The organism is Dietzia sp. CW19, from assembly GCF_014145265.1.
GTDB lineage: Bacteria > Actinomycetota > Actinomycetes > Mycobacteriales > Mycobacteriaceae > Dietzia > Dietzia natronolimnaea.
In genome coordinates this window covers 1-19128 of the sequence record NZ_JAALEE010000023.1, presented here as the reverse complement: position 1 = coordinate 19128, position 19128 = coordinate 1, and the positions used below count along the sequence as shown (strand labels likewise).

General features: G+C 68.9%; 15 protein-coding genes and 1 tRNA gene. 8 read left to right on the top strand and 8 right to left on the bottom strand.

The window, feature by feature from the left end; genetic code table 11:
* Together G6021_RS17710 and G6021_RS00895 are read left to right on the top strand one after the other, a co-directional pair.
* A partial coding sequence (locus G6021_RS17710; RefSeq protein ID WP_182640474.1) for an ATP-binding domain-containing protein occupies positions 1–1289 on the top strand: 1289 nt, incomplete at its 5' end.
* Entirely contained in the window at positions 1286–1717 is a 432-nt protein-coding gene (locus G6021_RS00895) for a DUF732 domain-containing protein (RefSeq protein ID WP_095717223.1), read from the top strand. The genes G6021_RS17710 and G6021_RS00895, both read left to right, overlap by 4 nt.
* 51 nt (positions 1718–1768) lie before the next feature.
* Here G6021_RS00895 and G6021_RS00890 read toward each other — a convergent pair whose 3' ends face one another.
* A complete protein-coding gene (locus G6021_RS00890) occupies positions 1769–2218 on the bottom strand; it encodes a universal stress protein (RefSeq protein ID WP_179525163.1) in 450 nt (149 codons plus the stop codon).
* Between the two features lie 92 nt (positions 2219–2310).
* Positions 2311–4446: an excinuclease ABC subunit UvrB gene (uvrB, locus tag G6021_RS00885; RefSeq protein ID WP_095717225.1), complete on the bottom strand. Its 2136-nt coding sequence runs from the start codon at positions 4444–4446 to the stop codon at positions 2311–2313.
* Positions 4447–4543: 97 nt separating this feature from the next.
* Between uvrB and G6021_RS00880 the strand changes: the two genes are divergently transcribed.
* Together G6021_RS00880 and G6021_RS00875 are read left to right on the top strand one after the other, a co-directional pair.
* Positions 4544–5971, top strand: coding sequence for a DUF4185 domain-containing protein (locus tag G6021_RS00880; protein ID WP_179525162.1), 1428 nt, complete (start codon positions 4544–4546; stop codon positions 5969–5971).
* 1 nt (position 5972) lies between these two features.
* Positions 5973–7523, top strand: coding sequence for a DUF4185 domain-containing protein (locus G6021_RS00875; RefSeq protein ID WP_182640473.1), 1551 nt, complete (start codon positions 5973–5975; stop codon positions 7521–7523).
* A 59-nt stretch (positions 7524–7582) separates the two neighbouring features.
* Here the strand turns inward: G6021_RS00875 and coaE are convergent, their stop codons facing one another.
* Positions 7583–8665, bottom strand: a complete 1083-nt coding sequence (gene coaE / locus G6021_RS00870; RefSeq protein WP_182609454.1) for a dephospho-CoA kinase — start codon at positions 8663–8665, stop codon at positions 7583–7585.
* Between the two features lie 159 nt (positions 8666–8824).
* Positions 8825–10306 carry a 30S ribosomal protein S1 gene (rpsA, locus tag G6021_RS00865; protein WP_095717229.1) on the bottom strand — a complete coding sequence of 494 codons (1482 nt, stop codon included), beginning with the start codon at positions 10304–10306 and terminating at the stop codon, positions 8825–8827.
* A 43-nt stretch (positions 10307–10349) separates the two neighbouring features.
* Between rpsA and G6021_RS00860 the strand changes: the two genes are divergently transcribed.
* Complete coding sequence (locus G6021_RS00860; RefSeq protein WP_182640472.1) at positions 10350–11204, top strand: class I SAM-dependent methyltransferase; 855 nt, start codon at positions 10350–10352, stop codon at positions 11202–11204.
* Between the two features lie 44 nt (positions 11205–11248).
* Here G6021_RS00860 and G6021_RS00855 read toward each other — a convergent pair whose 3' ends face one another.
* The 4 genes from G6021_RS00855 to polA all read right to left on the bottom strand — a co-directional run bounded on the left by G6021_RS00855 (position 11249) and on the right by polA (position 16708).
* On the bottom strand, positions 11249–12010 hold the full coding sequence (locus G6021_RS00855) for an amino acid ABC transporter ATP-binding protein (RefSeq protein WP_277817911.1): 762 nt from the start codon (positions 12008–12010) through the stop codon (positions 11249–11251).
* Entirely contained in the window at positions 12007–12987 is a 981-nt protein-coding gene (locus G6021_RS00850; protein ID WP_095717232.1) for an amino acid ABC transporter permease, read from the bottom strand. Before G6021_RS00850 ends, G6021_RS00855 begins: the two co-directional genes overlap by 4 nt.
* An 8-nt stretch (positions 12988–12995) precedes the next feature.
* Complete coding sequence (locus G6021_RS00845) at positions 12996–13898, bottom strand: ABC transporter substrate-binding protein (protein ID WP_182609456.1); 903 nt, start codon at positions 13896–13898, stop codon at positions 12996–12998.
* A gap of 113 nt (positions 13899–14011) precedes the next feature.
* Complete coding sequence (gene polA / locus G6021_RS00840) at positions 14012–16708, bottom strand: DNA polymerase I (protein ID WP_187700291.1); 2697 nt, start codon at positions 16706–16708, stop codon at positions 14012–14014.
* A gap of 166 nt (positions 16709–16874) precedes the next feature.
* On the opposite strand from polA, the gene G6021_RS00835 reads away from it, so the two are divergent.
* The 3 genes from G6021_RS00835 to G6021_RS00825 all read left to right on the top strand — a co-directional run.
* Positions 16875–16948: transfer RNA gene (locus G6021_RS00835), tRNA-Leu, on the top strand.
* A 250-nt stretch (positions 16949–17198) separates the two neighbouring features.
* Entirely contained in the window at positions 17199–17666 is a 468-nt protein-coding gene (locus G6021_RS00830) for a MarR family transcriptional regulator (RefSeq protein WP_182609458.1), read from the top strand.
* The coding region (locus G6021_RS00825; protein WP_182640471.1) for an MDR family MFS transporter at positions 17666–19128 on the top strand (1463 nt) is incomplete at its 3' end. The genes G6021_RS00830 and G6021_RS00825, both read left to right, overlap by 1 nt.

Below are 19128 nucleotides of genomic sequence, written 5' to 3'. Positions count from 1 at the left end.
TGTCCCTGACCGATCCCGTCGGGCACGCGGAGGACGCCGCCTGGTCCCCCGAGGGCGACGGGGTCGGGGATCTCGGGGACCCCGCCCGGCCGCTGCTGGACGCGGAGGACCGGGCCGCGCTGCGCACCGAGGTCGAACGCGCGCCCGAGGTCCTCGACGCGATCGACGACTGGTGGCCCACCCTGCGGCCGGAGCAATTGTTGGCCGACCTGTTCTCCAGCCGCGAGCGGATCTCCGAGGCGGCCGGCGACTATGTGGCCGAGGACCAGGAGGCCCTCTTCCGCGCCGACGGTGGGGCGTTCTCGGTGGCCGACGTCCCGCTCCTCGACGAACTCGCCGAACTGCTGGGCGAGGACCCCACCGAGGAGGGCAACGAGGCGGACCGAGCCTGGGCAGAACAGGTCCGTCAGGCGGAGGAGGCGCTCGAGATCCTCACCGGGTCGGCGGTCCAGGACATCGAGGACGACCTGGACCCGGAGGTCCTCATGGCGTACGACGTGGTCGACGCGGAGTCGCTCGCCCGGCGGCACAGTGCGGACTCGGACCTCACCGTCGCGGATCGTGCCGGCGCGGATCGGACGTGGGCGTTCGGTCACGTGATCGTCGACGAGGCGCAGGAGCTGTCCGCCATGGCGTGGCGCGCGCTGATGCGTCGCTCCCCCAACCGCTGGATGACCCTCGTCGGGGACGTCGCCCAGACCTCCAGCCCTGCGGGCATCGACTCGTGGGAGGACGCGCTCTCGCCGTACGTGGACGACCGGTGGGTCCTCTGCGAGCTCACCGTCAACTACCGCACCCCGGAGACAGTCTCCGCGGTCGCGGAACAGCTGCTCGCGCAGATCGACCCGGGGGCGACCTCGCCGCGCCCGGTACGTGCGGGCCGACGGCCTGTCGCGTGGCTCGAGACCGACACGGGCTCGGTGGGCCGGGTGGTGGCCGACGAGGTCTCCCTCGTGCCGGAGGACCGGGCCGTGGCCGTGCTCCTCCCCGATGACCTCGGGCACGAGAACGCCCCCGGGATCGCCGCCCTCAGGGACACCGTGATCGCGGCGCGCCCCGACGCCTCGGTCCTCCCCCTGGCCCTGGCCAAGGGACTCGAGTTCGACGTGGTGGTGGTGGTCGATCCGGAGCACGTCCTCGGACGTTCGCCGCAGGGGCTCCAGGATCTGTACGTGGGGGCCACCCGCGCCACCCAGGAACTGGTCCTCGTCCAGCCCGGTCGGTTCGGGCCACTGCTCTCACGGATCCGCGAGTCCGTCTCCGACGACACAGAGGAGCTCAGCGCATGAGCGACCACGCGGTGCGGATCCCGGCCGCCGTGGCGTTGTGCGCGGTCCTCGCGGTGGGCGGCGGTTGCGGGCCCGCGGAGGAGGCGACCGACCGGACCGTGAGAGCGGAGACCACCGGTCAGGGCGCCGAGGCCGAGGCCGGGGGGCCCGCCGCCGTCGGCCCGAGAGGCCCTGCCAGGAACGGCAGCGAGCAGGATTTCCTCGACGACCTGACGGCGTTCGGACTACCCACGGAGATGACCGCGGCCACCACCGTCGAGGTGGGGATAGGGATCTGTCGGAGCATCTCCGACGGGTCCGACACCGAGACCATCCTCGATCACCTCCGCCCGCTCACCAGCGCGATCGCCGCGCAGGATCCGGAGCGCGACACCGCGGAGGTGGGCCGGGCCATCATCGATGCGAGCCGGGCCCACCTCTGCGGTTGACGCTCCCCGGTTCACCGATCCGGGTCGCCCGGACCCGGGTCGCCCGCCGGCTCAGGTCGTGTGGACGATGAGCACGTCGCAGACGGCCCGGCGGGCCGCATCCGCGGGCACCGACCCCAGGAGCCGGCCGGTCAGCGAGTTGAGGCCCTTGTTCCCCACGACGAGCAGATCCGCGTCCACCTCGTCGGCCAGCTTGATGAGCGATTCGACCGGCGCGCCCTTGACGGTGCGCGCCTCGACCGTCGACGCCCCTGCGGCGACCGCCCGGTCCTTGGCGGTCCGGACGATGTCCTCGGCCGGGTTGTCACCGCGGATCTGATAGGCGTCGTCGCCCAGCTGATCGGCGGCCTGGCTGACCGAACGCGGATCGGCGGGCACGTAGGCGCAGGCGATCACGAGGGTCGCGGACTCGTCGGCGGCAAGCGACGCGGCACGATCGACGGCCCGGTAGGACGACTCCGAGCCGTCCGTACCCACGACCACCTTCTTGTAGGCGCTCAATTCTCTTCCTCTCGTCGGCAACAAGTTCTACCCAGCGTAGTGCGCGTGGGTCCCCGCCGTGCCCGGTAAGCGCGCGACGTCACAGTGACGGGTCAGTCGATTCCCGCCTCGCGCATCCCCTTGAGCTCTTTGCGCAGCTCGGCGATCTCGTCCCGGAGCCGTCCCGCCAACTCGAACCGTAGGTCCGTTGCCGCCGACATCATCTGCTCGGTCATCTCCCCGATGAGTTTCTCGAGTTCCTTCCGTGGCCGCGCCGACTCCCCCGCCGCCCGTGCACCCACGAGCTCGGGGCGGTCCCGCGGATCGGAGGACGACTCCCCGTCCTTGTCCTCCCCGACCCTGTCGAGGATGTCGGCGATCTTGCGCCGCAGGGGCTGCGGGTCGATGCCGTGCTCGGTGTTGTACGCGACCTGCTTCTCGCGTCGACGGTCGGTCTCCTCGATGGCCTGTCGCATCGCCTCGGTGACGGAGTCCGCGTACATGTGGACCTCGCCGGAGACGTTGCGGGCCGCACGGCCGATGGTCTGGATGAGCGAGGTGGCCGACCGGAGGAAACCCTGCTTGTCGGCGTCGAGGATCGCCACCAGCGAGACCTCGGGGAGGTCGAGTCCCTCCCGGAGCAGGTTGATGCCCACCAGGACGTCGTACTCGCCGCGTCGCAGGTCGCGGAGCAGCTCCACCCGCTGCAGGGTGTCGATCTCCGAGTGCAGGTAGCGCACACGCACACCGAGTTCCAGCAGGTAGTCCGTGAGGTCCTCGGACATCTTCTTGGTCAGGGTGGTCACCAGCACCCGCTCGTCCCGATCGGCCCGGGCGCGGATCTCACCGAGGAGATCGTCGATCTGCCCCTTGGTGGGCTTGACGACGATCTTCGGGTCCACCAGCCCGGTGGGACGGATGACCTGTTCGACGAACTCGCCCCCCGTCCGTCCCATCTCGTACGCGCCGGGGGTGGCCGACAGGTACACGGTCTGACCGACCCGGTCGGAGAACTCCTCCCAGGTGAGCGGTCGGTTGTCGAGCGCTGACGGGAGCCGGAAACCGAAGTCCACGAGATTGCGCTTGCGGGAGGCGTCGCCCTCGAACATCGCGCCGATCTGGGGAACGGTCACATGGGACTCGTCGATGACCGTGAGGAAGTCCTCGGGGAAGTAGTCGATCAACGTGGCCGGGGAGCTGCCCGCTGCGCGACCGTCGATGTGCCGCGAGTAGTTCTCGATGCCGGAACAGAATCCGACCTGCTGCATCATCTCGATGTCGTACGAGGTGCGCATCCGCAGTCGTTGGGCCTCCAGGAGTTTGCCCTGGTTCTCCAGCTCCGCCAGCCGCACCTCCAGTTCCTCCTCGATCGAGGCGATGGCCCTGGCCATGCGGTCGGGTCCGGCGACGTAGTGCGTCGCGGGGAAGATCCGTACCTCGTCGACCTTCCGGACGACGTCTCCGGTCAGGGGGTGGATGTAATAGAGGGCGTCGACCTCGTCACCGAAGAACTCGATGCGCACGGCGAGCTCCTCGTAGGTGGGGATGATGTCGACCGTGTCACCCTTGGCGCGGAACGTCCCGCGTGTCATCGAGACGTCGTTGCGCTCGTACTGCACGTCCACCAGCAACCGCAGCAACCGGTCGCGTTCGACTTCCTGGCCCACGGCCAGGGAGACGGACCTGTCCAGGTAGGACTGTGGTGTGCCCAGACCGTAGATGCACGAGACCGAACTGACGACGACGACGTCGCGCCTCGACAGCAACGACGACGTCGCGGAGTGCCGGAGCCGCTCCACGTCGTCGTTGATGGACGAGTCCTTCTCGATGAAGGTGTCCGTCTGGGCGATGTACGCCTCGGGTTGGTAGTAGTCGTAGTAGGAGACGAAGTACTCGACGGCGTTGTTGGGCAGCATCTCCCGCAACTCGTTGGCCAACTGCGCGGCGAGGGTCTTGTTGGGGGCCATCACCAGGGTCGGCCGTTGGACCTGCTCGATGAGCCAGGCCGTCGTGGCGGACTTACCGGTACCGGTGGCCCCGAGCAGCACGATGTCCCGCTCTCCCCGCCCCAGCCGCTCGGTGAGCTCGGCGATCGCCGTCGGCTGGTCCCCGGACGGGACGAACTCGCTGACCACCTCGAACCGGTCGGTGGTGCGCTCGACATCCCCGATGGGACGGAACTCGGAATAGGAGAGGACGGTCGGGTCTGCGGGGATCCCGTCGTCGGGGATCTCGGTCGCGAATGCCATACCCTCAGCCTACGAGGCTCCGCACACCCCCGCCCGACAGCGATGTCCCTCGGATGTCAGAGGCGACAACTACACTGCGCCCAAGCTCGCTAACCCTATGCTGTCTCGTCTGGAGAACCCCGTGGCCTGGACCCTCAATCGTCGTCGTACCCATCGTCCCCGCCTCCGGACTGGGCCGTTCGCGACGGCGACCGCCGCGACACTCGCGGCAGGGGCGCTCACCGTCCTCTCCCCCGTCGCGGCCGCCGCGCCCTGTGACCCGTGGCCCCCGGCCGGTGGAGGCTCCGGCTCCGGCTCCGGATCCCTCGGAACACCTGCCGCAACTCCAGCCACCCCGTGGGCGACCGGGGACAGCGGCTACATCCCCGTCCTGCAGGGACGCACCACGACGGTGGAGTTACTCACCGGACCCACCAGTCCCAACAAGACGGTCGAACGCTTCGGGATCTCCGGCACCGACCTGGGAATCCTCTGGGAGAACGGCGACGCCTCCAGCCCGCAGGTGTTGATGGCTCTCGGCGACACCATGGGCGACTGCAGTCTTCCGGGAGACCAGTGGCGCAGCAACATCCTGTTCCGCTCGTCCGACCGCACCCTGTCGGACGGGATGCGTATCGACGACGCACCGATGGAGGGGCCGGGACTGGCCAAGTCCATCCTCCCCCGCTCCGGTCTGCCCGGTGAGGTCACGGTGATCCCGACCGCGGGTGTGCAGGTGGACGGCACCCAGTACCTGCGCTACATGTCAGTGGCCAGCTGGGGTGCCCCCGGCGAGTGGATCACCAACTACTCCGCACTCGCGGCCTCGGAGGACAACGGGGAGAACTGGACGCCCGTGTCGGGCACCGCGCGCACGGGCACGGGGAGTGCTCAGCTCATCCCGCCGTCCCTGGGCGCCCCGCACACGACCCATACCGCCGGTCAGATGAGCGCCTTCCTCGAGCACGACGGGTACGTCTACGAATACCTGACCCCGTCGGGCCGCAGTGGTGCCGCGACCCTCGCCCGGGTCCCCGCGGGCTCGATCGAGGACATGTCGGCCTACGAATTCTGGAACGGGACCGGGTGGGTGGCCGACCACCGGGCCACCGCCCCGGTGATCCCCGCCCGCGTGAGTGAGCTCTCCGTGTCGTGGAGCCCGCGGCTGGGGCGCTTCATCGCTCTGTACACCAACGCGAACAACGACATCGTCATGCGGCAGGCCGCGACCCCCGAGGGGCCTTGGTCGGGCGAGGACATCCTGCTGTCGTACGCCCACGTGCCCACCCTGTACGGCGCGTTCATCCACCCCTGGAGCCCGGCGGTAGAGACGGTGGGCTCGGACCTGTACTTCACCATGTCCACCTGGGACGCCTACAACGTGTTCCTCATGAAGACCGACCTGAACCGGATCCCGGCGCGGACGTTGCCGGACCCCAACGCCCGGATGCGTACCGCCGACGACAGTTGGACCCGTGACACCCCAGATCCGGCCGAGACCGGTGAGACCGTGCTCGTCGAGCGTCTCCCGATCCCGGGGGCCTGAGATGAGCCGCGCTCTATCGCGGCTGGCCGCGACGGGGCTGGCCGCGGTGACGGCGTCCGTCGCCACGCTGGCCACCACCGGGGTCGGCACCGCCACGGCCGGCCCGTGCAGCGAGATGTTCGGCAACTTCGGGTCCCTGCTCGAGAACCAGACCGGCGCCGGCATGGCGGGGGGTTCGCTGGCGTCTCTCGGTTCGGGTTCCTCCGGCTCACTCGGGTCCGCCTCGCGGGCCATGGGCTCGGCGGACCGCTCGGGCTCACTCGTGCAGCAACTGGAGACCGGGTCCCTGGGCAACGGACTCTCGGGCTCCCTGAACACGGTGACCGGATCCGTCTACGGGATGCCCCCGTGGATCACCGGGGAGGAGGGCACCGTCCCCGTCCTCCGCGGTCCCACGCAGTTCCTCCAGCTCGTCACCGGACCCACGAGTCCCACCGAGTCGATCAGCCGCTACGGGGTGGCCGGAACCGATCTCGGCATCATGTGGGACAACGGAGACCCCACCGATCCGCAAATCCTCATGGCGTTCGGCGACACCATGGGTGACTGCACCATCCCGGGTAGCCAGTGGCGGTCGAACGTCCTGTTCCGTTCCCCTGACGACGACCTGTCGGACGGAGTGACCATCGACTCAGCGGCGACCGGTCCCGACGGTCTGGCCAAGTCCCTCGTTCCCCGTTCGGGGCTACCCGGGGAGGTCACGATCATCCCGACCGCGGGCATCTCGGTGGAGGGGGTCCAGTACCTGCGCTTCATGTCGGTCGCCAACTGGGGTCAACCGGGTTCGTGGACCACCAACTACTCGGGGTTGGCCTACTCCACGGACAACGGCGAGAACTGGACCGTCGTACCCACTCTGGCCCGGCCGATCACCTCTGCGGTCCCGGTCGGCGAGGGTGCACCCCCCGTGGACGCCGCCTGGCGGGACTCGCAGATGAGCTCCTATCTCAAGGCCGACGATCACCTCTATGAGTACCTCACTCCGTCAGGGCGCCAGGGTGCCGCGATCCTCGCCCGCGTACCGCTCGCCGGATCGCCGTCGGCGGAGGACCTCGACGGCACCGACGGAGCCCCGCCCGCCGCGGGGGTCCTCGATCCGGCCGCCTACCGGTACTGGGACGGCACGGACTGGGTCGTCGACCCGGGGAACGCCGAGCAGGTGTTGCCCCGCCCGGCCAGCGAACTCTCCGTGATGTGGAACAACTATCTGGGCAAGTACACCGCGATGTACTCCCAGGGCTTCAACTCCGTCGTGCTCCGCACCGCGGACCGGCCGGAGGGCCCCTGGACAGGGCCCACAGTCCTCGTGGACTACTCCATGCTCCCCGGCGTCTACGGCGCGTTCATGCATCCGTGGGCCCAGGGTGACGATCTGTATTACCTGGTCACCACGTGGAACGCCTACAATGTGTTCCTCGTGCGCACCAGTCTGTCCGAGGTCTTCCCGAGCACCCTCCGCAGAGCCGCGGCCCCCGCCGGGCCCGCCACCTCCGAGGTGATCAGGCACGTCCCGGTGTCGGAACTCGTCGACGGTGCGGTCCCGACGGAGTGACCGCGGCGGCGTGAACAGGGAGAGGTGAGCAGGGCGGGGTGACCGCGCCGGGTGACCGCTCAGCGGTCCGACGCCTCACAGAGGGTCCGCTCCCACTCCCGGGTCTCCTCGCGGTCGGCCCGGCGGAGGATCTCCGAGTACTCCACCCGCGCGCTCGGATCCGAACCGATGGCCTCTGCCATCAGCAGGGCGAACTCGTGTTCCGGATCGTCCTCGGCGAGGATCGACACCTCGAGTGGCCGGGCGGGGTCACACCAGTGCAGGAGAGGACGTTCGGCGGAGCGGTCACGGACGTATCCCGCACCGGTCAGGAGCGCCAGCGCACGCTCCACGGTCGCCTCGTTGGGCACCGTCACCTGCAGGTCCACGATGTCCGGCGCATCGAGACCGTCGACCGCGGTGGGGCCCACGTGATCGATGCGGGTCGCGACGTCCCCCAGCACGTGACGCAACCTCGCCGTCGCCCTCGCCGCCTCCGCCGCCCATTCCGGCCGGAACGGCACCACTGTCCGGTCCCCCACCACAGGTGTGCCCGTCCGCAGGTTGTGCTCGAAGGGCCGCAACCGTAGCTCGACGAGCATCCGGACGATCTCCCGAACCGGTTCGCGGTCGCCGGAGTTGTCGATCAGGACATCGGCTTCCGCCCGACGGGCCTCGTCCGTCGCCTGACGGGACATACGCGCGCGGGCGTCGTCCTCCGGCATACCCCGCTGCTCCACCAGTCGCCGGAGTCGGATCTCCGCCGGGGTGTCCACCACGATCACCAGGTGGTAGGCGGGAGTCATCCCGCCCTCCACCAACAGGGGCATGTCGTGGACGACGATCGCGTCCTCGGGCGCCGAACCGAAGAGTTCGGCAGTGCGCTCCCCGATCAGCGGATGGGTGATCGCGTTGAGTGCGGCGGTCCGCTCCGCGTCGACGAAGGCACGAGCGGCGAGCGCGGCCCGATCGAGAGCGCCGTCCGGCCCCACGATGTCGTCGCCGAACTCGGCGACGAGCATCGCCAGACCCGGGGTGCCCGGTTCGACGATCTCCCTCGCGATCCGGTCCGCGTCGACGATGACCGCACCGGCCTCCGCGAGCACTGCCGTCACCGTCGACTTGCCGGCTCCGATTCCACCGGTCAGACCCACCATCAGCATGGGTCGAAGTCTAGGTGACCGGGGTCTGCCCCGGCCGCCGTGGCATCTCCCCCGGCACAAATAGACCACGGCCCCGGTCGGCGACCCACCGTGGTGGGACGACCGTCCGGGGCCGTGGTCCGGGCCGTCAGGCGCCCGTGGCGCCGTCAGACCGCGAGGTCACTCACCGCCGGCGAGCTTCGCCCGCAGGGCGGCCAGCTGCTCGTCGGACGCCAGCGAACCACCGGTCGACTCGGCCGGGCTGCTGGTCTCCGCAGCAGCGGGACGGGACGACGACGGGGCGGACTCGGACGAGTAGTTGGTCGGCGCGGCCTCCGCGGCCTCCGCGGCAGCAGCGCGACCCTTCTCGATCTGACCGGTGTGCATCTTGTGACGACGCTCGGCCTCCGCGTAACGGTTCTCCCACTCCTCACGCTGCTTCTCGAAGCCCTCGAGCCATTCGTTGGTCTCGGGATCGAAGCCCTCGGGGAAGATGTAGTTGCCGGCCTCGTCGTAGCTGTCGGCCATGCCGTACTTCGACGGGTCGAACTCCTCCGTGTAGTCCTCGTCCGCCTGCTTGAGCGAGAGCGAGATACGGCGACGGTCGAGATCGATGTCGATGACCTTGACCATGGCGTCGTCGTTGACCGTGACGACCTGGTCCGGGACCTCGACGTGGCGCTCGGCCAGCTCGGAGATGTGGACGAGGCCCTCGATGCCCTCGTCGACACGCACGAACGCGCCGAACGGGACGAGCTTGGTGACCTTGCCCGGCACGATCTGACCGATCGCGTGGGTCCGGGCGAAGTGCCGCCACGGATCCTCCTGGGTGGCCTTGAGCGACAGCGAGACGCGCTCGCGGTCCAGGTCGACGTCGAGGACCTCGACGGTGACCTCCTGGCCCACCTCGACGACCTCGGACGGGTGATCGATGTGCTTCCAGGACAGCTCGGACACGTGGACGAGACCGTCGACTCCGCCGAGGTCGACGAACGCACCGAAGTTGACGATCGAGGACACGACGCCCTTGCGGACCTGGCCCTTCTGCAGCTGGTGCAGGAACTCGGAGCGGACCGCGGACTGGGTCTGCTCGAGCCATGCACGACGCGAGAGCACGACGTTGTTGCGGTTCTTGTCCAGCTCGATGATCTTGGCCTCGAGCTCCTGCCCCACGTAGGGGAGGAGGTCGCGGACGCGGCGCATCTCCACCAGGGAGGCGGGGAGGAAGCCACGGAGGCCGATGTCGAGGATCAGGCCACCCTTGACGACCTCGATGACGGTGCCCTTGACGGCCTCGTCCTTCTCCTTGAGCTCCTCGATCGTGCCCCAGGCGCGCTCGTACTGGGCGCGCTTCTTGGACAGGATCAGACGGCCGTCCTTGTCCTCCTTGGTCAGGACCAGGGCCTCGACCTCGTCGCCCACCTCGACGACCTCACCGGGGTCGACATCGTGCTTGATGGAAAGTTCGCGCGAGGGGATGACACCCTCGGTCTTGTATCCGATGTCGAGCAGGACCTCGTCGCGGTCGACCTTGACGATCGTGCCCTCGACGATGTCGCCATCGTTGAAGTACTTGATCGTGGCGTCGATGGCGGCGAGGAAGTCCTCCGCGGAGCCGATGTCGTTGACGGCTACCTGCGGCGAGGTGGTTTTGGTGGTCATAGGGTGGGGTGCTCCGGAGTGGATAGGAATCGTAGGTGGACAGATGTTCGCGAGCGTGTACGCACGCGACGGTCAACTGTACTCTGCCAGCGTGACGTCCACAAACCCCCCCGACCACGGCGAGTCCGTCCGCGCCTCCCGTACGTGGTGGGACACCGAAGCGGTCGAGTACCACGACGAACACGGCGACTTCCTCGGTGCCCACTCCCCCGACGGGGAGTTCGTGTGGTGCCCCGAGGGGCTCCACGAGGGCGACTGGGCTCTCCTCGGTGACGTCGCGGGCCGCGACGTCCTGGAGGTCGGCTGCGGTTCCGCGCCGTGCTCACGGTGGATCGCCGGCCGCGGGGCCCGCGCCGTCGCCGTCGACCTCTCCGCCGGGATGCTCCGCGTGGGCGCCGAGGCGGCGGGCAGGTCGACTGGTCCGGCGGCCCGGGTGCCGCTGATCCAGGCCGATGCCGGCCGCCTGCCGTTCGCCGCCGATAGTTTCGACGTCGTGTTCTCCGCGTTCGGGGCGATCCCCTTCGTGGCGGACACCGCCGGGGTCATGGCGGAGGCGGCACGGGTGCTCCGTCCCGGCGGACGGTTCGTCTTCTCGGTCAACCACCCGATGCGGTGGATCTTCCGTGACGATCCGGGCCCCGAGGGACTCGTGGCCGCGTTCCCGTATTTCGACCGCACGCCCTACACCGAGTACGACGAGGAGGGCGACCTCACCTATGTCGAGCACCACCGCACGGCTGGTGACCGGATCCGGGAACTGGTCGGTGCCGGGTTCGTGGTCCGGGACCTGATCGAGCCCGAGTGGCCGGAATGGCTGGACCGTGAATGGGGGCAGTGGAGCCCGCTGCGCGGCAGCATCTTCCCCGGCACCGCGATCTTCGTGGCCAGCCTCCCCTGACCCGCGCCCCCTCCTGCCTCACGGCAACAGGATCGGGGCTCCGGCTAGAGGATCTTCGACAGGAAGTCCCTGGTCCGCTGATGGGCGGGCGTCACGAGCACCTCGGACGGACGCCCGGCCTCGACCACTACTCCGTCGTCCATGAAGGCGATCGTGTCGGCGACCTCCCGGGCGAAGCCCATCTCGTGGGTGACCACGATCATGGTCATCCCGGCGTCCGCGAGGTCCCGCATGACGCCCAGGACCTCACCGACCAGCTCGGGGTCCAGCGCGGAGGTGGGCTCGTCAAACAGCATGAGCTTGGGTTCCATCGCCAGCGCGCGGGCGATCGCCACCCGCTGCTGCTGACCACCGGACAGTTGCGCCGGGTACGCGTCCGCCTTCTCCGAGAGCCCGACCTTCTCCAGCAGGGCCCTGGCCCGCTCAGAGGCCTCGGCCCTCGATTCGCCCTTGACCAGCATGGGCGCCTCGATGACGTTCTCCAGGGCGGTGCGGTGCAGGAACAGGTTGAAGTGCTGGAACACCATCCCGATGTCCCGGCGTTGCCTGGCCGCGTGCCGGGGCGAGATCTCGTAGAGCTTGTCGCCCTTCTCCCGGTACCCCACCAGGTCGCCGTCGACGTACAACCGACCGGCATCGACACGCTCGAGGTGGTTGATGCACCGGAGGAAGGTGGACTTGCCGGACCCGGACGGGCCGACCAGGCACAGCACCTCCCCGGCGGCCACCTCGATGTCGATGCCCTTGAGCACCCTCAGCGAGCCGAAGCTCTTGCAGACCTGCTCGGCCCTGACCATCGGAGTCATGGCATTCCTCCCGACTGGTCGGTCCCTCTGGCCGCGGCGAGCCCGGAGGGGGTGAGGCCGTCCGCTTCGGCCAGCGCCCGCAACTGCTTCGCCGTGAGCTGGCGGGTGGCGCCGCGGGAGAACTTCTTCTCGAGGAAGTGCTGCCCCACCATGAGCACACTGGTGATCACCAGGTACCAGGTGGCCGCGACCAGCAGCAGCGGGATCGGCTGGAAATTGACCCCGGAGATGTCGCGGGCCTGACCGTAGAGCTCGCCGGAGAACGGGATGGCCACGACGAGTGAGGTGGTCTTGAGCATCGAGATCAACTCGTTGCCGGTCGGCGGGATGATCACCCGCATGGCCTGCGGAAGGATCGTCCGGCGCATCGTCTGTCCCCACGACATGCCGAGCGCGGTGGAGGCCTCGGCCTGGCCCTCCGGAACGGACGAGATACCCGCCCGCACGATCTCGGCCATGTAGGCGGCCTCGTTCATGGCCAGACCCACCACCGCCAGCCAGAACGCCGAGTACAACACCATCGTGTCGTCGAAGCGCACGATCTGGAAGTCGGTGAAGGGGATGCCGAACTGGACCTGCCGGTACAGCGTGAAGATCAGGCCCCAGAACAGCAGCTGGACGTAGATGGGTGTTCCGCGGAAGATCCACAGGTACACCCAGGCCACGGCCTTGAGCACCGGGTTGCTGCTCATCCGCATCACCGAGAGGATGACCCCCAGGATGACGGCGAGGATCATCGACAGCACCGTCAGCGCGATGGTGTAGAACACCGCCATGCCGAACCGGGTGTCGAACAGGTAGCGGCCGTAGGTGCCCCAGCCGTAGGCCGGGTTGGTCGCGGCGCCCCAGATGAACAGGAACACCAGGACCAGGACGATAGTCGCCGAGACCCACCGCCACGGGTGCCGGAGCGGCACCGCCTCGATGGGGTCAGGAGCGTCTCGGGGGGCCGAGGCGCGGTTCTGCGCGGTGCTCACCGACCGGTTCAGCCCTTCCGGATCTCGGCGTCGTCGATCAACCCGTCCTCGAGGCCCCAGTTCTGGGCGATCTTCTCGAAGTCACCGGTCTCGATGAGCTTGTCGGCTGCGGCCTCGAGCGCGGCGGCCAGTTCGGACCCCTTGCGCACGGGCCAACCGTAGGGGGCGGAGTCGAAGACGTCCCCGGCCAGCTGCATCTTGCCCTCGGACTGCTTGACGGCGTACGCCGAGATGGGCGAGTCGGCGGACATGGCGTCGACCTTGCCGAGCGCCACGGCGGTGGAGGCCTCGTCCTGGGAATCGAACTGGACCTTCTCGATCGGGGGATTGCCGGCGGCGACGCACGCCTCGCTGCGGGCGGGCACGTCCTCCTGGTCGGAGACCGTGGTGCGCTGGACCGCCACGCTCAGGCCGCACGCGTCGTCGGGGTCGACGTCGGTGCCCGCCGCCGATGCCCACTGGATGCCGGCCTCGAAGTAGGTGACGAAGTCGACGGTCTGCAGCCGCTCGTCGTTGACGGTGAACGACGAGGCGCCCATGTCCATGGTGCCGCCCTCGATGGCGGGGATGATCTTCTCGAAGTCGGACTCGCGGAACTCCGCACGCAATCCCATGAGCTGGGCGGCGGCGGTCATCACGTCAATGTCGAAGCCGACGATCTCGCCCCGCTCGTTCTTGAACTCGTTGGGCGCGTACGGCGGGTTGGTGCCGATCACCAGCACGCCCTTCTCGCGGATCTCGGCCGGTACGAGGGCGGCGATCTCGTCGTCCGTCTCGAGCGAGACCTCCTGCCTCGGCTCTCCCGAGTCCTCGGGACCCTCGGTGTTGGTGGTGCAGCCGGTGAGCGTGAGGGCCGCTGTGGCGGTCAGTGCCAGTGCGGCACGGAGGCCGCGCCGTGAGGTGAGGGTCATGTGCGTGCCCTTTCAGGCGTCGGGTAGCCGAATCTGCAATGAACCTAGGGCATACGTCGAGCACCACAAAACGCACCGCCCGCTTTTGGCGTCAGTGGTTACCCACTGGTTACTCAGTGGGCCGCGGAGTCCCAGTCGGGCCCCGTGCCCGTGGAGACGTCCAGCGGGACGTTGAGTTCGATGGCGGAGTACATCCGGTCGACGACGAGCTCGCGGACCTCCTCGAGTTCGCCCTTCGCCACCTCGAGCACCAGTTCGTCGTGGACCTGGAGCAACAGACGGCTCTGCAGCCCCCGCTCGTCGAGGTCGGCGTCCACCTTGAGCATCGCCGCCTTGATGATGTCCGCGGCGGTGCCCTGGATGGGGGCGTTGAGGGCCGCACGCTCGGCGTTCTCGCGCTTGAGCCGGTTGTCCGAGTTGAGCTCGGGCAGGTAGCGCCGACGACCGAACAGCGTCTCGGTGTAGCCGTCACGTCGGGCCTGGTCCACCACCGCGTGCAGGTAGTCGCGGACTCCCCCGAAGCGGGAGAAGTACGCGTCCATCTGCTCGCGGGCCTCGGTCTGGCTGATGCCGAGCTGCGCGGCCAACCCGAACGCGCTGAGCCCGTAGGCGAGCCCGTAGCTCATGGCCTTGACCCTGCGCCGGAGCTCGGGGGTGACCTGGTCGATCGGCACCCCGAACGCCCGGGAGCCGACGAAGGAGTGCAGGTCCTCGCCGGTCCGGAACGCCTCGATCAGTCCTTCGTCACCGGACAGGTGCGCCATCACGCGCATCTCGATCTGGCTGTAGTCGGCCGTGAGCAGGCAGTCGTAGCCCTCGCCCACGACGAACGACTTGCGGATCCGTCGGCCGTCCTCGGTGCGGACCGGGATGTTCTGCAGGTTCGGATCGGTGGAGGACAACCGCCCGGTCGCGGCGACCGTCTGGTTGAACGTGGTGTGGATGCGCCCGTCGTCCCCGATGGACTTGATCAGCCCCTCGACGGTTGTGCGCATCTTGGTCGCCTCGCGGTGCAGCAGCAGTGCCTCGAGGAAGGCCCGTCCCGGGGTGTCCCCGGTTTCTTTGGAGCGAAGCTCCTCCAGCGCCTTGGCGTCGGTGGTGTACCCCGTCTTGGTCTTCTTGGTCTTGGGCATGCCCAGGGTGTCGAACAGCACCACCTGGAGCTGCTTGGGCGAACCGAGGTTGATCTGCTCGCCCCCGATCGCGGCGTAGGCCGCCTCTGCCGCGTCACGCCCACGGTCGGCGAACCCGTCGCGGAGGTCGTCCAGGGCCGACGAGTCGACCGCGATTCCGATCGACTCCATCCGCGCGAGCACCGGCACGAGCGGCAGTTCCATATCCGCGAGCAGCTGCGCACCGTGCACCTGCTCCAGCTCCACGTCGAGGCGCTCGGCGAGGTCGATCACGGCCCGGGCGCGGGTCGCCGCCGAGTTGGCCGCCTGCTGCTCGGCCTCGGACTCGTCGACCTCATCCAGCAGCGACAGTTGTTTCTCCGCCGCCTCGGGCTCCGGGAGCTCACGCTGCAGGTGGCGCTGGAACAACTCCGCCAGGCCGTAGCTGCGCTGACCGGGACGGACGAGATAGGCGGCGAGTGCCACATCCAGCGTCACACCGCCCAGGCGGAGGTCCCGGCCCATCAGGGCGTGGGTCGCGGCCTTGGCATCGTGTACCGCCTTCGACACCGCGTCGTCGGCCAACCACGCCTGTAGAGCCTGGTCGTCGGCGGGGCCGATCCGTGCGAGGTCGATATGTCCGGAGGCTCCGCCCGCCGCCGCCACGGTGACCGACTGCGCGTCCCCCGCGCCCGGTCGTGAGGGACCGACGACGACGAGGCCGTGCCGACTCCCGGCCGGCGCGTGGGCCGCCAGCCAGTCCGAGACCTCGCCCGCCCGCAGGACCGCGGCCTGCTCGATCTCGATCTCCGGCACCGGCTCGGGTGCGCCTTCCGGGAGGAACGCGGAGAGGAACCGGTCGCGGGCCTGGGGACCGAACTCCAGCCGGTCGAACAGGGCGTTGACGTCCGCCCGTTCGGGCAGGCGCCTCGTGAGTTCATCGATCTGGACGCCGAGGTCGAGGTCCCGGGTGAGTTCGGTGATACGGCGGTTGAGCTGCACCTGCGGGAGGTGCTCGCGGAAGCTCTCACCCACCTTGCCCTTGACCTCGTCCGCGTGCGCGATCAGTTCCGACAGGCTGCCGTACTGGACGATCCACTTCGCCGCCGTCTTGTCGCCAACCTTGGGCACACCGGGGAGGTTGTCGGAGGTGTCGCCCCGCAGCGCGGCGACGTCCGGGTACTGAGCGGGGGTCACCCCGTATTTGGCCTCCACCGCCTCGGGGGTGAAGCGGGCGAGCTCCGAGACTCCCTTGACCGGGTAGAGGACGGTCACCGCGTCGGAGACCAGCTGCAGCGCGTCGCGGTCCCCCGTGCAGATGAGTGTGTCGGCCCCTGCCGCCTGGGTGGCCAGGGTCGCGATGATGTCGTCGGCCTCGTGGCCCTCCAGGGACAGGGTGCGGACCCCGAGTGCCACCAGCGCCTCCTGGATCAGCTCGACCTGTCCCTTGAACTCCTCGGGGGCAGCCGAGCGCGTCGACTTGTACTCCGGGTACTCGGCCGTCCGGTGCAGGGTCGCCCGGGAGACGTCGAACGCCACCGCCAGGTGGGTGGGCTCCTCGGTGGTGACCAGGTTGGCGACCATCGACAGGAATCCGTAGACCGCGTTGGTGTGCTGCCCGGAGGCCGTGGAGAAGTTCTCCGCGGGAAGCGCGTAGAACGCGCGGAAGGCCAGCGAGTGCCCGTCGAGGAGCAACAGACGGGTGGGCCCGTGTGCCTCGGCGGCGTCGGTGGACGCGGTGGTGGCGGCGGAACTGGCTTCGGCGGTCTGGCTCGTGGTGCTCACACGGCCACTCTAGGGCGGGCGTCGGACAGCCGCTCACCGGTCGTCGGTTAGACTTTCCGACCAGCGGCTCGCCGCGTTCGCCCCCGTAGCCCAATTGGCAGAGGCAACGGATTCAAAACCCGTCCAGTGTCGGTTCGAGTCCGACCGGGGGCACTTCCACGCCGCGCAGTCACCACATCTCCACGCAGATAGCGGCTTCACCGCCGGAGGAACCCCTTCCGGATCGGCCTTGAGGTCACCCTGCTGTCGACCGGCGTCGACTTCCCTCTTCGATAGTCAACTCGGCCCGTGCCGCACTCCGGGCGCACCCGAGACCTCTCCTTTCCCGTCGATTGCAGGAACCAGAAGCCCGTGCATATACTTGCTTGCTGCAAGCAATTTAATCGAGACCGGGGAGGTCAGGGTGGCGATTGACGCCGAACAGGGAGGCAAGCTCGTCATGGACCTGTCCCGCGTGGTCAAACTGCTACGCGCGGTCAATGTCTCGGTCCCGCGGTTCCACGAGTCCCTGGAGCAGTCCGCCCACCCCTTGCTGTTCGCCATCCATGACGAACCCGCCCGAGTCACGAACCTGGCAGACCGTCTCCACACCGATATCTCGGTGGTGAGCCGTCAGGTCCGCCACCTCGAGACCCTCGGTCTGGTCGCCAAGGTCCCCGACCCGGATGACGGGCGCGCGAGCGTCGTCACCCTCACGTCCGAGGGAAGCGACCTCGTCACCCGCGTGTTCGCCGGACGGGGCCAGTGGATGGCCGACGTCCTGGCCGACTGGACCCCCGAACAGGCGGCCTCACTCGACGAGGGACTGGCACGCCTCGCGGAGTCACTGCGCACCGAACTCGACGCCCTCACGTCCGCCAAGGAGAACTGATGACCGACCGCTCGCCCGTCACGACCCAGGCCGGTGAGGACGGCGAGTTCTCTCATCGTCAGATCCTGGTGATGCTCGCCGGCCTCATGTCGGCGATGTTCCTCGCGAGCCTGGACCAGACCATCGTGTCGACCGCCATCCGGACCATCGCCGACGATCTGCAGGGCCTGGACGCGCAGGCGTGGGTGACCACCGCGTACCTCATGACCTCGACCATCTCGACGCCGCTGTACGGCAAGCTCTCGGACATCTACGGGCGCAAACCGTTCTTCGTCATCGGCATCGTGATCTTCGTGTTCGGCTCCCTGCTGTGCACGCTCGCCGACTCGATGTACACGCTCGCGCTGTACCGCGGGATCCAGGGACTGGGCGCCGGCGCCCTGATGTCGCTCTCCCTGGCGATCATCGGCGACATCATCCCGCCGCGCGACCGTGCCAAGTACCAGGGCTACATGCTCGCGGTGTTCGCCTCGTCGTCGGTCATCGGCCCGGTCGTCGGCGGCTTCTTCGCCGGCGTGGAGACGATCTTCGGCATCGACGGCTGGCGCTGGATCTTCCTCATGAACGTCCCCATCGGCGCCATCGCTCTGACCCTGGTGATGATCACCCTCAACGTCAAGAACGTCCGCGTGGACCACCGGGTGGACTGGGCGGGCGCGGCCGCGATCGTCGTCGGGCTGGTGCCGCTCCTGCTGGTGGCCGAACAGGGCAACACCTGGGGCTGGGGCTCACCGGCCGCACTGGCCTGCTACGTCGTGGGCCTGGGCGGGATCGGCCTGTTCCTCATCGTCGAGGCCCGGGCCGGCGACCAGGCTCTCATCCCACTGCGTCTGTTCCGCGACCGCACCTTCGCGATCGTCACCGCCGGCGGGGTGATCGTGGGAATGGCCATGTTCGGCGGGATGATGACCCTGCCTCTGTACATGCAGATCGTGCACGGAGCCGATCCCATGGAATCCGGCCTCATGATGCTGCCGCTGGTGGCGGGCATGATGGGCGCCTCGATCGTGTCGGGCCAGCTCATCTCCAGGACCGGCCGGGTCCGCGAGTTCCCGATCCTCGGCACCGCCATCTCGGCCGTCGGCCTGTTCCTGCTGTGGACCATCGACGCCGACACTTCGCTGACCCTGGTCATGGCCTACATGCTGGTGCTGGGAATCGGCCTGGGCAACTGCATGCAGCCGCTGACACTGATCGTGCAGAACGCCGTGAGTCCGCGCGAGATCGGCGTGGCCACCGCGTCCGCCACCTTCTTCCGCCAGCTCGGCGGCACCGCCGGGGTGGCCGTGTTCCTCTCGATCCTCTTCAGCCGGGTCGGCGGCTCCATCACCAGCGAGCTGGAGCTGGCGGGCGCAGACGGCAGCCTCGCCCGCGGGGTGCAGGAGGGCCTGGCCGACCCGGTGCTGCGCGCCGACCCCGAGGCTCTCGGGATCGTGCAGGCCCTCGCCGACCCGGTGTCCGG